At 53.7% G+C, this 12959-nt stretch carries 14 protein-coding genes and 1 pseudogene; 12 read left to right on the forward strand and 3 right to left on the reverse strand.

Translation table 11 applies throughout. The annotated features are described in order from the left end of the window. The first annotated feature begins 28 nt into the window (after window positions 1–28). The 8 genes from ybgI to nei are packed head-to-tail and all read left to right on the forward strand — an operon-like array spanning window position 29 to window position 6324. Window positions 29–772: a radiation resistance protein YbgI gene (gene ybgI, locus OGY10_RS09035; protein ID WP_057067734.1), complete on the forward strand. Its 744-nt coding sequence runs from the start codon at window positions 29–31 to the stop codon at window positions 770–772. A gap of 15 nt (window positions 773–787) precedes the next feature. Next, the gene (gene pxpB, locus OGY10_RS09040; RefSeq protein ID WP_191226258.1) at window positions 788–1444 is read left to right on the forward strand and encodes a 5-oxoprolinase subunit PxpB; all 657 of its coding nucleotides are present in this window, start codon (window positions 788–790) and stop codon (window positions 1442–1444) included. Next, window positions 1438–2370 carry a 5-oxoprolinase subunit PxpC gene (gene pxpC / locus OGY10_RS09045; protein ID WP_153686957.1) on the forward strand — a complete coding sequence of 311 codons (933 nt, stop codon included), beginning with the start codon at window positions 1438–1440 and terminating at the stop codon, window positions 2368–2370. Before pxpB ends, pxpC begins: the two co-directional genes overlap by 7 nt. Next, entirely contained in the window at window positions 2360–3094 is a 735-nt protein-coding gene (gene pxpA, locus OGY10_RS09050; RefSeq protein ID WP_267445095.1) for a 5-oxoprolinase subunit PxpA, read from the forward strand. Before pxpC ends, pxpA begins: the two co-directional genes overlap by 11 nt. Before the next feature lie 55 nt (window positions 3095–3149). Continuing rightward, a complete protein-coding gene (locus OGY10_RS09055) occupies window positions 3150–3872 on the forward strand; it encodes a DUF969 domain-containing protein (protein WP_003831395.1) in 723 nt (240 codons plus the stop codon). Further along, on the forward strand, window positions 3869–4864 hold the full coding sequence (locus OGY10_RS09060) for a DUF979 domain-containing protein (protein WP_032942722.1): 996 nt from the start codon (window positions 3869–3871) through the stop codon (window positions 4862–4864). Before OGY10_RS09055 ends, OGY10_RS09060 begins: the two co-directional genes overlap by 4 nt. Window positions 4865–4873: 9 nt before the next feature. Continuing rightward, on the forward strand, window positions 4874–5518 hold the full coding sequence (gene pcp, locus OGY10_RS09065; RefSeq protein ID WP_003831398.1) for a pyroglutamyl-peptidase I: 645 nt from the start codon (window positions 4874–4876) through the stop codon (window positions 5516–5518). A 14-nt stretch (window positions 5519–5532) separates the two neighbouring features. After that, window positions 5533–6324, forward strand: coding sequence for an endonuclease VIII (gene nei, locus OGY10_RS09070; RefSeq protein WP_048214670.1), 792 nt, complete (start codon window positions 5533–5535; stop codon window positions 6322–6324). Here the strand turns inward: nei and OGY10_RS09075 are convergent. The 3 genes and pseudogenes from OGY10_RS09075 to OGY10_RS09085 form a co-directional block, all read right to left on the reverse strand. Beyond that, window positions 6321–7367 carry an AbrB family transcriptional regulator gene (locus OGY10_RS09075; RefSeq protein WP_267445096.1) on the reverse strand — a complete coding sequence of 349 codons (1047 nt, stop codon included), beginning with the start codon at window positions 7365–7367 and terminating at the stop codon, window positions 6321–6323. The genes nei and OGY10_RS09075 overlap by 4 nt on opposite strands. A 175-nt stretch (window positions 7368–7542) precedes the next feature. Continuing rightward, window positions 7543–8826, reverse strand: a complete 1284-nt coding sequence (locus tag OGY10_RS09080; protein WP_003831404.1) for a citrate synthase — start codon at window positions 8824–8826, stop codon at window positions 7543–7545. A 203-nt stretch (window positions 8827–9029) separates the two neighbouring features. Continuing rightward, window positions 9030–9140: pseudogene (locus OGY10_RS09085) on the reverse strand (hypothetical protein). A gap of 383 nt (window positions 9141–9523) precedes the next feature. On the opposite strand from OGY10_RS09085, the gene sdhC reads away from it, so the two are divergent. From sdhC to sdhB, 4 genes are read left to right on the forward strand one after another with little or no spacing between them, the layout of a single operon-like run. Next, entirely contained in the window at window positions 9524–9928 is a 405-nt protein-coding gene (sdhC, locus tag OGY10_RS09090) for a succinate dehydrogenase cytochrome b556 subunit (RefSeq protein WP_003831406.1), read from the forward strand. After that, entirely contained in the window at window positions 9922–10269 is a 348-nt protein-coding gene (gene sdhD / locus OGY10_RS09095; RefSeq protein WP_003831408.1) for a succinate dehydrogenase membrane anchor subunit, read from the forward strand. Before sdhC ends, sdhD begins: the two co-directional genes overlap by 7 nt. Then, complete coding sequence (sdhA, locus tag OGY10_RS09100) at window positions 10269–12035, forward strand: succinate dehydrogenase flavoprotein subunit (RefSeq protein WP_003831409.1); 1767 nt, start codon at window positions 10269–10271, stop codon at window positions 12033–12035. The genes sdhD and sdhA overlap by 1 nt, the downstream gene beginning before the upstream one ends. A 15-nt stretch (window positions 12036–12050) precedes the next feature. Then, window positions 12051–12767, forward strand: a complete 717-nt coding sequence (sdhB, locus tag OGY10_RS09105) for a succinate dehydrogenase iron-sulfur subunit SdhB (protein WP_003022921.1) — start codon at window positions 12051–12053, stop codon at window positions 12765–12767. The last annotated feature ends 192 nt before the right edge of the window (window positions 12768–12959 follow it).

Here is a 12959-nt window from a genome sequence, read left to right on the forward strand (position 1 = left end):
GGCAGAAATGATGACTACGAGGACGATGATGAAAAACACCGAACTGGAACAACTGATCAACGACAAACTAAACAGCGCCGCCATTAGCGATTATGCGCCGAATGGTTTGCAGGTTGAGGGCAAAGAGACGGTGCATAAAATCGTGACCGGTGTGACTGCAAGCCAGGCATTGCTGGACGAGGCGGTACGCCAGCAAGCGGATGCGGTTATTGTTCACCACGGCTATTTCTGGAAAGGCGAATCTCCGGTTATTCGCGGCATGAAGCGCAATCGTCTGAAAACGCTGTTAGAAAATGATATCAACCTGTATGGCTGGCACTTGCCGCTGGATGCACACCCGGAATTGGGGAATAACGCGCAGTTGGCCGCGTTGTTGGGAATCACCGTTATGGGGGAAATTGAACCGCTGGTGCCATGGGGAGAACTCTCCATGCCGGTTCCGGGGCTGGAGCTGGCATCGTGGATTGAAGCGCGTTTAGGTCGTAAACCGTTATGGTGCGGTGATACCGGGCCGGAGAAAGTTCAGCGCGTTGCCTGGTGTACCGGGGGCGGTCAAAGTTTTATTGATAGCGCAGCCCGATTTGGTGTCGACGCCTTTATTACCGGTGAAGTCTCTGAGCAAACCATTCACTCAGCCCGCGAGCAGGGGCTGCATTTTTATGCTGCCGGTCACCATGCGACCGAACGCGGCGGCATTCGCGCATTAAGCGAATGGCTGAATGAAAATACCGATCTGGACATAACCTTTATCGATATTCCTAATCCAGCGTAACAAAGAGGGATGAAAGTGCAGCGAGCGCGTTGTTATCTGTTAGGTGAAACGGCGGTGGTTCTTGAACTGGAGCCCCCCATCACGCTGGCGACTCAGAAACGCATCTGGCGTCTGGCTCAGCGTTTAGTTGACGCCCCGAATGTGCTTGAAGCTATTCCGGGAATGAACAATATCACGGTTACCCTGCGCGACCCGCAAACACTGGCTCTGGATGCGATTGAACGCCTGCAGCGCTGGTGGGAAGAGAGCGAAGCACTGGAGCCGGATTCACGTTTTATTGAAATACCCGTGATCTATGGCGGTGAGTTTGGCCCCGATCTGGCAGAGGTCGCCCGACACAGTGGATTAAGCGACAAGCAGGTCGTCGAACTTCATGCGTCAGTTGACTATGTGGTGTGGTTTATCGGTTTTCAGCCGGGATTTCCCTATCTCGGGAGCTTACCTGAACTGCTGCATACCCCCAGACGTGCGGAACCGCGTTTGCTTGTTCCGGCAGGTTCTGTCGGTATCGGTGGATCTCAAACGGGGATCTACCCGCTTGCCACACCCGGTGGATGGCAATTGATTGGGCGTACCTCCGTTTCGTTATTTGATCCAAAACGGGAGGAGCCGATTCTGTTACGGGCTGGCGATACTGTGCGTTTTGTCCCGCAGAAGGAGGGGATATGTTAAACATCATCCGCGCTGGCATGTACACCTCCGTACAGGACGGGGGACGCCATAGTTTTCGTCAATCCGGAATTAGTCACTGTGGCGCGCTGGATAAACCGGCGTTGAACGTGGCTAACCTGCTGGTGGGTAATGATGCGAATGCCGCAGCGCTGGAAATCACGCTGGGGCAACTGGTGGTGGAGTTTGAAGCCGATGGCTGGTTTGCCCTTACCGGTGCCGGATGCGAAGCGCATCTGGATCGAACTCCCGTATGGAGCGGATGGCGGTTACCGGTAAAAGCCGGGCAGCGCCTGACGCTAAAACGCCCGCTTCATGGCATGCGCAGTTATCTGGCGGTAGCGGGCGGTATTGATGTTCCTGAAGTGATGGGTTCGCGTAGTACCGATCTGAAAGTGGGCATTGGTGGGTTTGAAGGGCGTCTGCTGCGTGATGGCGATCGACTGGCGATTGGCGTATCGACCCAGCAATTCAGCGGGCCACAAGGTGTAAAACAACTGATGTGGGGTAATCTCATTCGCGCACTGCCCGGCCCTGAATATCAGGAGTTTGATGAGGTATCGCAGGCCTCTTTCTGGCGCTCGCCGTGGCAGCTTAGCCCGCAAAGTAACCGTATGGGGTATCGTCTTCAGGGGCAACCGCTGACGCGCACGACCGATCGCGAGTTGCTGTCGCATGGTTTGCTCCCCGGCGTGGTGCAGGTTCCGCATAATGGCCAGCCAATCGTGCTGATGAACGATGCTCAGACGACGGGTGGCTATCCGCGTATCGCCTGTATCATCGAGGCAGATATGTATCATCTGGCGCAGATCCCGCTCGGTCAGCCGATTCATTTTGTGCAGTGTTCGCTGGAGGAAGCGCTGAAGGCGCGGTACGACCAGCAGCGTTATCTGGAACAGTTAGCATGGCGACTTAACAATGAAAATTGATCTCAATGCAGACCTCGGTGAGGGATGTGCGAACGATGCAGCGTTGCTGCAATTGGTGTCATCGGCCAACATCGCCTGTGGGTTTCACGCCGGCGATGCGCAAACTATGCTCTTAAGCGTGCGTGATGCGTTAAAAAATGGTGTGGCGGTAGGCGCGCACCCCAGCTTTCCGGATCGGGAAAATTTTGGTCGTAGCGCCATGGCACTGCCTGCACAAACGGTGTATGCGCAGACGCTGTATCAAATTGGCGCGCTGGCTGCCATCACGCGGGCAGAAGGCGGCGTGATGCGCCATGTCAAACCGCATGGCATGCTCTATAACCAGGCGGCGAAAGATCCTCAATTGGCCGATGCGATTGCGAAAGCGGTTCATGCCTGCGATCCGTCGCTGGTTCTGGTCGGGCTGGCGGGAAGCGAACTGATTCGCGCTGGAGAACACTATGGCTTGATAACGCGTCAGGAGGTTTTTGCCGATCGGGGTTATCAGGCCGATGGCAGTCTGGTACCTCGCAGCCAGCCGGGCGCACTGATTGAGGATGAAGAGCAGGCGCTGGCGCAAACGTTAGAAATGGTGCAATCCGGCAGAGTAAAAAGCCAAAGTGGAACATGGGCAAGCGTGACCGCCCAGACGGTATGCATTCATGGGGATGGCGAGCACGCACTCGCTTTTGCCCGTCGCTTGCGTAGCGCCTTTAATGCATACAATATTGAAATTGGTGCATAAGATTTACCATACAAAACAACAATATATTACACAACAACATATACGGGAATGAATTATGGGAGAGGTAATTTCTCTCTGGCCATTGACGGGGATCGCCGTCATCGTGGTCGGATTTCTTTTACGTTTTAATCCGGTATTGGTGGTTATTATTGCCGGGATCGTCACGGGACTGGCGGCGCATATGCCGATCGCCACCATCCTCGAGAAGCTGGGTGAAGGTTTTCTTAACACCCGCAACCTGCCGTTTATCCTGCTGATCCCACTGGCGGTTATTGGCCTGCTGGAACGTCACGGACTCAAAGAGCGCGCTCAGGCGTGGATTGCGAAAATCCGCAGTGCCACCAGTGGCCGTCTGCTTATTGTCTATCTGTTCATTCGCGAAGCGACCGCTGCGTTAGGGCTGACCAGTCTGGGCGGGCATCCGCAGATGGTGCGCCCGCTGCTGGCGCCAATGGCGGAAGGGGCCGCCGAGAAAAATCACGGCGAGATACCCGGCGCGGTTCGCTATCGCCTGCGCGCAATGTCAGCGGCGACCGATAACGTCGGGCTGTTTTTCGGTGAAGATATCTTTGTTGCCTTCGGCGCGATCATATTCATGCACAACTTTATGCTGGAGTCTGGTGGGATCCAGACCGAACCGCTGCATATCGCCTTGTGGGGGATCCCGACGGCAATTTGTGCTTTCCTGATCCACGGCACGCGTTTGTGGCGTCTGGATAGCTATTTGCAACGTGAGGTGGCGAAAGCAAATGCCGCAGCGAAAGGGGAAGCGAAATGAATTTTCAACAAAGCTATCTCTACTGGCTGGCAGGTGCGGTATTACTGATTGTGGCGCTGATGTCCTGGCAGGACAAAGCAAACCCGCGCCGTTTCACCACAGGCCTGTTTTGGGGCATATATGGCGTACTGTTTCTGCTTGGTGACTGGACATACTCGCTGTTTGGCGATAAACGCGCAGTGCATATTGCCGTCGGCGTTGCGGTGGTCGTGCTGGCCCTGATCGCGGGTTTTGGCGGTGTGAAGCTGGGAAGCTACCATCAACGCACGCAGCAACAGCGCGAAGAAAGCGCCAGCCGCCTGGGCAACCGCCTGTTTTTCCCAGCGTTGGCGATCCCGGTGGTAACGGTCATTGGCGTACTGATGTTCAACCATATTCCGGGCTTACAGGATGCGCTGTTCGGGCCGGGTAATCACGCCACTCTGGTGACGCTCTTTTCAATGACAGCGGGTTCGTTGATTGGTCTGGCGATGGCGATAAAAATGACCCATGAGCGGGTGCATCAACCGATTCAGGAGGCACGCCGTCTGCTGGACTCCATTGGCTGGGCGTTCATTTTGCCGCAGATTCTGGCTACGCTTGGGCTGCTGTTTACAGCGGCGGGTGTCGGTAGCGGCATTTCATACCTGACGCAGGAATATCTGGCGGTGGATAGTCGCTTTATCGCGGTGGCGGTGTACACCATCGGCATGGCATTGTTGACCATGGTTATGGGTAATGCGTTTGCTGCTTTCCCGATCGTGACCGCTGGGATTGGCATTCCGATCCTCGTACTGCAACACGGCGGCAACCCAGCGGTAATGGCGGCGATAGGTATGTTCTCCGGCTATTGTGGGACGCTGATGACGCCGATGGCGGCGAACTTTAATATTGTTCCTGCAGCGTTGCTGGAACTACCGGACAAAAATGCGGTGATTAAAGCGCAGGTGCCAACCGGCATACTGCTGCTGCTGGTCAACGTGTTCCTGATGTATTTCCTGATGTTCCTGTAAGGAGGAAGGATGAAAACAGTACTCATCACGGGATTTGAACCCTTTGGCGGCGAGTCAGTTAACCCTTCCTGGGAAGTGGTCTCGAGCCTCGACAATGCTATTATCGGTGGATGCCGCGTAATAGCCCGCCAACTACCGTGTGTCTTTGGCGAGTCTCTCGCTGTACTCAATGCCGCGATTGACGCGTTGTCGCCATCACTGGTGCTGGCGGTGGGGCAGGCGGGTGGTCGCACGGATATCACCGTGGAACGCGTGGCGATTAACGTTGACGATGCGCGTATTGCGGATAACCAGGGGCAACAGCCGGTCGATGTGCCGATTGTAGTCGATGGCCCGGCGGCATGGTTTAGTACGTTGCCGATTAAAGCGATGGTTGTCGCCATGCGCAACGCGGGAATTCCGGCCTCGGTTTCCCAGACTGCGGGTACTTTCGTGTGTAACCACGTGATGTATGGCCTGCTGCATAAACTACGCGACGTACCGGCGGTGAAGGGCGGCTTTATTCATATCCCTTATTTGCCGCAACAGGCTGCGCAGCATCCCGGGGCGCCAAGTATGGCGACAGAAACGGTGCGCCGTGCGCTGGAGATTGCGATTGCCACCGCCTTGCAGGTGGAAAGCGATATCGCAGTGACGGGCGGCGCAACACATTAACAAAGGACAGTATTATGCCTGAAGGCCCGGAGATCCGCCGCGCGGCGGATAACCTGGAGGCGGCAGTCAAAGGCAAACCCCTGACGGATGTCTGGTTTGCCTTTGAGCAGTTAAAACCGTATCAATCTCAACTGATTGGGCAACGTGTTACCCAGCTTGAAACGCGGGGGAAAGCATTACTGACCCATTTTTCTAATGGCCTGACGCTGTACAGTCACAATCAGCTCTATGGCGTGTGGCGAGTGGTGGATACCGGCAAAATTCCGCAAACTTCGCGGGTACTGCGTGTCAGGCTGCAGACACACGACAAAACTATCCTGCTCTATAGCGCGTCTGATATCGAAATGCTAACGCCAGAACAGCTCTCCACCCATCCGTTCCTGCAACGGGTAGGGCCGGATGTACTGGATTTACGTTTAACGCCCGATGAGGTTAAAGCGCGTCTGTTATCTCCGCGTTTTCGCAATCGCCAGTTTTCTGGTCTGCTACTGGACCAGGCGTTTCTGGCTGGATTAGGTAACTACCTGCGGGTAGAGATCCTTTGGCAGGTTGGGTTGACCGGGCAGCATAAAGCGTCGCAGCTTAGTGATGAGCAACTGGATAAACTGGCACATGCGCTGCTTGATATTCCGCGGCTGTCTTATACTACCCGCGGCCTGGTCGATGAGAATAAACATCACGGTGCGTTGTTTCGCTTTAAGGTCTTTCATCGGGATGGCGAAACCTGTGAGCGTTGTGGTGGCATAATCGAGAAAACGATGCTCTCTTCGCGCCCCTTTTACTGGTGCCCGGGTTGTCAGCACTAAGCGGGTTGTTTTGGTGCGTGCACCGAAATAAAACGCGCGACTGCGGGGCCAGTTAACAAAATGCTGAACAGTCGCAGGGTTTGCATCGCCATGATGAGCGCCATATCAGCGTGGCTCCCTGCGGCGATCACCGCAACAGAATCCACTCCTCCAGGACTGGTTGCCAGATAGGCAGTGAGAAAATCGATCTGCATGTAATGCGCCAGTCCCCAGGCCATGGCTGCGCAGATCGCCATCAGTGAAAAAATAGACAACAGGATCTGTGGCAGTGGTCGTAATGCCATTAAAAAGATCTTCTTGTCAAAGCCAAGACCGATTTGCCAGCCAATTGACATATAGGCTATTGCCAGTAGCCATTCCGGCAGTTCAATCACCATCACTCCGCTTGCATTCAGCATGGCACCCACCAGCATTGGCAATAGCATAACGCCAGAGGGAATACGCAGTAGGCGTCCAGCCGTGCCGGCAACGGCGGCCAGCATCAGAGTGCTGAAAAGATTGCCGCTTAGTGGCGGAAACCAGATGATTTGTTCACTGACCGTTTGGGCCTGGTCGCCCATCACCAGCCGGGTGACCAGCGCTGCCGCGCCGACCACCAACAGTACGCGCAGATACTGCATAAACGCCACCAGCCGGATGTCGGCGCCATAATCCTGGGCCATTGCGACCATTGCCGCTGCACCGCCTGGTGACGAGCCCCACGCACCGGTATTCCCCGGTAGATTACTATAGCGAACCAGCAGCCAGCCGATTATCGCGCTGCTGATAAGGGTTGCCAGCAGGATAACAATCACCATCGGCCAGTGGGCTGCAAGGGTTGTGAAGATTGAACCGGTCAGATTTTGGGCAATCATGCAGCCGAGAATCGCCTGTGCGCCAAGAAATGTGCAGCGAGGAGGATGCAGCGAGATGCCGCGCATACTGAAAATGATGCCGACGATCATCGAACCGAGCAGCAAGGGGCCTGGAAGATGGATAAACAGAAAGAGCAGGGAAAGAAGGAGCGATAGCACAAACAACAGGCTCCACTGCAAAACAGGCATCCCATGCTCCTGAGTAAAATGTGAGAAATCTCAGTAAATCATAGAGAAAGCACGATAAGAATAAAATAATGTGGATCAAATAAAAACAGGCCGGACACAGGCATCACTGCTTTATCCGGCCTGAGAGCGTTTATAATTTTAAGCCGGACAAGCGCTAGCGCCATCCGGCAGACAATTAACGCTTAATATCAGACTTAAAATCGCGCTTGTCGTAGCCGGTGTACAGCTGACGCGGACGCGCGATTTTCATGCCGTCGGTGTGCATTTCGTTCCAGTGTGCAATCCAGCCAACGGTACGTGCCATGGCGAAGATCACGGTGAACATGGAGGACGGAATACCCATCGCTTTCAGGATGATGCCGGAGTAGAAGTCTACGTTCGGGTAGAGTTTCTTCTCGATGAAGTACGGGTCGTTGAGCGCAATGTGCTCAAGTTCCATCGCCACTTCCAGCAGATCATCTTTGGTACCCAGTTCTTTCAGCACTTCGTGGCAGGTTTCACGCATGACGGTAGCGCGCGGGTCATAGTTTTTATAAACACGGTGACCAAAGCCCATCAGGCGGAAGGAATCATTCTTGTCTTTCGCGCGGCGAACAAATTCCGGAATGTGTTTAACAGAGCTGATTTCTTCCAGCATTTTCAGCGCAGCTTCGTTTGCGCCGCCGTGTGCCGGTCCCCACAGGGAAGCAATACCTGCCGCGATGCAGGCAAACGGGTTAGCGCCAGAAGAGCCCGCGGTACGTACGGTAGAGGTTGAGGCGTTCTGTTCGTGGTCAGCGTGCAGGATTAAGATACGGTCCATTGCGCGTTCCAGAATCGGATTCACTTCGTATTTTTCGCACGGCGTAGAGAACATCATGTTCAGGAAGTTACCGGCGTAGGAGAGATCATTACGTGGGTACACGAACGGCTGCCCGATGGAATATTTGTAGCACATCGCTGCCATGGTTGGCATTTTGGACAGCAGGCGGAAGGCGGCGATTTCACGGTGACGCGCGTTGTTTACATCCAGCGAGTCATGATAGAACGCTGCCAGCGCTCCGGTTACACCGCACATAACGGCCATCGGGTGAGAGTCGCGGCGGAAACCGTGGAACAGACGGGTGATCTGCTCGTGGATCATGGTATGGCGAGTGACTGTGGTTTTGAACTCGTCGTACTCTTCCTGAGTCGGTTTTTCGCCGTACAGCAGGATATAACACACTTCCAGATAGTTGGACTCGGTCGCCAGTTGGTCAATCGGGAAGCCGCGATGCAGCAAAACACCTTCATCACCGTCGATGAAAGTAATTTTGGATTCGCAGGATGCAGTAGAGGTGAAACCTGGGTCAAAAGTAAACATCCCTTTTGAGCCAAGGCTACGAATATCAATAACATCTTGACCGAGCGTACCTTTCAGCACATCCAGTTCAATAGCAGCGTCACCATTTAGAGTGAGTTTTGCTTTAGTATCAGCCATTTACGGTCTCCTTAGCGCCTTATTGCTTAAGACTGCCGGAACTTAAATTTGCCTTCGTGCATCAATAAACCGTTACCAGTTTGTTATTTGGCTCGCCGCTCTGCGAAAGAGGGGATGACCTGGGTACAGAGCTATGGGCGCTTGCAGGTAAAACGGTCTTTTCATGGCGAATAAACTGCAAATCAAGAACTTAGCAATCCGAATTATTTAACCTGTCTATCACTAATAACTGTCCTGAAGGTATTGGTCAATACTTCCACACTGTTACATAACTAAATCTCCGGTGAAAGAGTGACCCCATAACTTTTACGCATTATATGCTTTTTCTGGTGTCGTTTGTAACAACTTTGTTTAATTATTGTCAAATCAGATGATTAAAAATTAAAATAATGTTGTTATCGTGACCTATGTCACTGTTCGGGATAAAACCCGACAAACTATATGTAGGTTAATTGTAATGATTTTGTGAACGTCCTATACTGCCGCCAGGTCTCCGGAATACCCTGCAATCCCGAGCCAACCAGCGTTGTAACGTGTCGTTTTAGCATCTGGAAGCAGTGTTTTATATGACGCGTAGTTATAGTAAGGACGCTGTCTGACCCGCACGCAGACCGGAGGAAGGAAATCCCGTCGTCTTTCAGGCTACAGGTGTCTTCATCTTCTGTACCCGAAGTCTAAAGGGAATAATAAGAACAGCATGTGGGCGTTATTCATGATAAGAAATGTGAAAAAACAAAGACCTGTCAATCTGGATCTGCAAACGATCCGGTTCCCAATCACGGCGATAGCGTCCATTCTCCATCGCGTATCCGGAGTGATCACCTTTGTGGCGGTCGGGATTCTGTTGTGGTTATTGGGTACCAGCCTTTCCTCCCCTGAAGGTTTCCTCACCGCGTCATCCATTATGAATAACTTCTTTGTGGAGTTAATTCTGTGGGGGATCCTGATTGCGCTGGCATATCACGCCGTAATGGGCATTCGCCATCTGTTGATGGATTTTGGCTATATCGAAGAAACCCTCGAAGCAGGGACACGCTCCGCCAAAATTTGTTTCGTTATCATTGTCGTGCTTTCACTTCTCGCAGGAGTCCTCGTATGGTAAGCAACGCCTCCGCATTAGGACGCAACGGCGTACATGACTTCATTCTGGTCCGTGCTACCGCTATCGTTCTGACGTTATACATCATCTATATGGTCGGTTTCTTCGCCACCAGCGGCGAGCTGACGTATGAAGTCTGGACCGGTTTCTTCTCATCGGCATTCACCAAAGTCTTCACCCTGCTGGCACTCTTCTCCATCTTGATTCATGCCTGGATTGGCATGTGGCAGGTGTTGACCGACTACGTTAAACCTCTGGCTGTGCGCCTGATTCTGCAACTGGCTATCGTCGTTGCGCTGGTGGTTTACGTCATTTATGGATTTGTTGTGGTGTGGGGTGTGTAATGAAACTGCCAGTCAGAGAATTTGATGCTGTTGTGATTGGTGCCGGCGGCGCAGGTATGCGCGCGGCGCTGCAAATTTCCCAGAGCGGTCAGACCTGTGCGCTGCTCTCCAAAGTGTTCCCAACCCGTTCCCATACCGTATCCGCGCAGGGTGGCATCACCGTTGCGCTCGGTAATACCCATGAAGATAACTGGGAATGGCACATGTACGACACCGTTAAAGGGTCGGACTACATTGGTGACCAGGACGCTATTGAATATATGTGTAAAACCGGTCCGGAAGCCATTCTGGAGCTGGACCACATGGGGCTGCCGTTCTCTCGCCTCGACAATGGCACAATTTATCAACGTCCGTTTGGTGGCCAGTCGAAGAACTTCGGCGGCGAGCAGGCGGCACGTACTGCGGCAGCGGCCGACCGTACCGGTCATGCACTGTTGCACACGCTGTATCAGCAGAACCTGAAAAACCATACCACCATCTTCTCCGAGTGGTATGCGCTGGACCTGGTGAAAAACGCCGATGGCGCAGTTGTCGGTTGTACTGCGCTGTGTATCGAAACCGGTGAAGTGGTTTACTTCAAAGCCCGCGCGACCGTGCTGGCCACCGGCGGTGCTGGCCGTATTTATCAGTCCACTACTAATGCCCACATCAATACCGGTGACGGTGTTGGTATGGCTATCCGTGCTGGCGTGCCGGTGCAGGATATGGAGATGTGGCAGTTCCACCCAACCGGTATCGCCGGTGCAGGCGTTCTGGTAACAGAAGGCTGCCGTGGTGAAGGTGGCTACCTGCTGAACAAACATGGCGAACGCTTCATGGAGCGTTATGCCCCGAATGCGAAAGACCTGGCGGGTCGTGACGTGGTGGCGCGTTCCATCATGATCGAAATTCGCGAAGGTCGCGGCTGCGACGGCCCGTGGGGTCCGCACGCCAAACTGAAACTCGACCACCTGGGTAAAGAAGTGCTGGAATCCCGTCTGCCGGGCATTCTCGAACTGTCTCGTACCTTTGCTCACGTTGACCCGGTCAAAGAGCCGATTCCGGTTATCCCAACCTGCCACTATATGATGGGCGGTATTCCGACCAAAGTAACTGGCCAGGCGCTGACCGTGAATGAGCAGGGCGAAGATGTGGTGATCCCTGGGCTGTTTGCCGTCGGCGAAATCGCCTGCGTATCGGTTCACGGCGCCAACCGTCTGGGCGGCAACTCGCTGCTGGACCTGGTAGTATTTGGTCGTGCGGTTGGTCTGCATCTGCAGGAATCCATCGCTGAGCAGGGTGACCTGCTGGATGCGACCGAAGATGAAATCGACGCTTCTCTGGCGCGTCTGAACCGCTGGAACGGTAACCGTAACGGTGAAGACCCGGTGGCGATTCGCAAAGCGCTGCAAGAATGTATGCAGCATAACTTCTCGGTATTCCGCGAAGGCGATGCGATGGCGAAAGGTCTGGAAGAGCTGAAAGCGATCCGCGAACGCCTGAAAAATGCCCGTCTGGACGATACCTCCAGCGAGTTCAACACCCAGCGCGTTGAGTGTCTGGAGTTGGATAACCTGATGGAGACCGCGTACGCCACTGCAGTATCTGCAAACTTCCGTACCGAAAGCCGTGGCGCGCATAGCCGCTTCGACTTCCCGGAACGTGATGATGAAAACTGGCTGTGCCATTCCCTGTACCTGCCAGAGTCGGAATCCATGACGCGACGTCAAGTCAATATGGAACCGAAGCTGCGCCCGGCATTCCCGCCGAAGATTCGTACTTATTAATGCGGAGACAGGACAATGAAACTCGAGTTTTCAGTTTATCGCTATAACCCGGATGTTGACGACGCTCCGCGCATGCAGGATTACACCCTGGAGGCGGAAGAAGGGCGCGACATGATGCTGCTGGATGCCTTGATGCAGCTGAAAGAAAAAGATCCGTCGCTGTCGTTCCGCCGCTCTTGCCGTGAGGGGGTTTGTGGCTCCGACGGTCTGAACATGAACGGCAAAAATGGACTGGCCTGTATCACTCCTATTTCTGCGCTGAATCAGCCGGGCAAAAAAATTGTCATTCGCCCGCTGCCGGGTTTACCGGTTGTGCGCGATTTGGTGGTAGACATGGGGCAATTCTACGCACAGTATGAGAAGATTAAGCCTTACTTGTTGAATAATGGGAAAAATCCGCCAGCTCGTGAGCATTTACAAATGCCAGAGCAGCGTGAGAAGCTCGATGGGCTGTATGAATGTATTTTGTGTGCATGCTGCTCAACGTCCTGCCCATCATTCTGGTGGAACCCGGACAAGTTTATTGGCCCGGCAGGTCTGCTGGCAGCGTATCGCTTCTTAATTGATAGCCGCGATACCGAGACCGACAGCCGCCTGGAAGGTTTAAGTGACGCTTTCAGCGTATTCCGCTGCCATAGCATCATGAACTGCGTCAGCGTATGTCCGAAAGGACTGAACCCGACGCGCGCCATCGGCCATATTAAGTCGATGCTGCTCAAACGTAGTGCGTAAGTAGTTGTAGTGGTTGCCGGATGGCGACGTAGCGTCTTATCCGGCCTACGGGTTACGTACCTTGTAGGCCTGATTAGCGAAGCGCCATCAGGCAATATAAGTGCAGGAAACCTCTAAAAACTGCCACATTATTAGACAGTTTTTAAAGGTTCCTTAGCGGACGCAGATGACACGACAGTCCGCAACAAGTGA

Origin of the sequence: Citrobacter sp. Cpo148 (assembly GCF_030332375.1) — a bacterium.
Taxonomy (GTDB): domain Bacteria; phylum Pseudomonadota; class Gammaproteobacteria; order Enterobacterales; family Enterobacteriaceae; genus Citrobacter; species Citrobacter portucalensis.

Bases quoted from the DNA above. Each gene is read 5' to 3' on its own strand.
- nei (WP_048214670.1), top strand. From the start codon at position 5,533: ATGCCTGAAGGCCCGGAGATCCGCCGCGCGGCGGATAACCTGGAGGCG.
- pcp (WP_003831398.1), top strand. From the start codon at position 4,874: ATGAAAACAGTACTCATCACGGGATTTGAACCCTTTGGCGGCGAGTCA.
- OGY10_RS09060 (WP_032942722.1), top strand. From the start codon at position 3,869: ATGAATTTTCAACAAAGCTATCTCTACTGGCTGGCAGGTGCGGTATTA.
- OGY10_RS09055 (WP_003831395.1), top strand. From the start codon at position 3,150: ATGGGAGAGGTAATTTCTCTCTGGCCATTGACGGGGATCGCCGTCATC.
- pxpC (WP_153686957.1), top strand. From the start codon at position 1,438: ATGTTAAACATCATCCGCGCTGGCATGTACACCTCCGTACAGGACGGG.
- ybgI (WP_057067734.1), top strand. From the start codon at position 29: ATGAAAAACACCGAACTGGAACAACTGATCAACGACAAACTAAACAGC.
- OGY10_RS09075 (WP_267445096.1), bottom strand. From the start codon at position 7,367: ATGCCTGTTTTGCAGTGGAGCCTGTTGTTTGTGCTATCGCTCCTTCTT.
- sdhD (WP_003831408.1), top strand. From the start codon at position 9,922: ATGGTAAGCAACGCCTCCGCATTAGGACGCAACGGCGTACATGACTTC.
- sdhB (WP_003022921.1), top strand. From the start codon at position 12,051: ATGAAACTCGAGTTTTCAGTTTATCGCTATAACCCGGATGTTGACGAC.
- pxpA (WP_267445095.1), top strand. From the start codon at position 2,360: ATGAAAATTGATCTCAATGCAGACCTCGGTGAGGGATGTGCGAACGAT.
- sdhA (WP_003831409.1), top strand. From the start codon at position 10,269: ATGAAACTGCCAGTCAGAGAATTTGATGCTGTTGTGATTGGTGCCGGC.
- OGY10_RS09080 (WP_003831404.1), bottom strand. From the start codon at position 8,826: ATGGCTGATACTAAAGCAAAACTCACTCTAAATGGTGACGCTGCTATT.
- sdhC (WP_003831406.1), top strand. From the start codon at position 9,524: ATGTGGGCGTTATTCATGATAAGAAATGTGAAAAAACAAAGACCTGTC.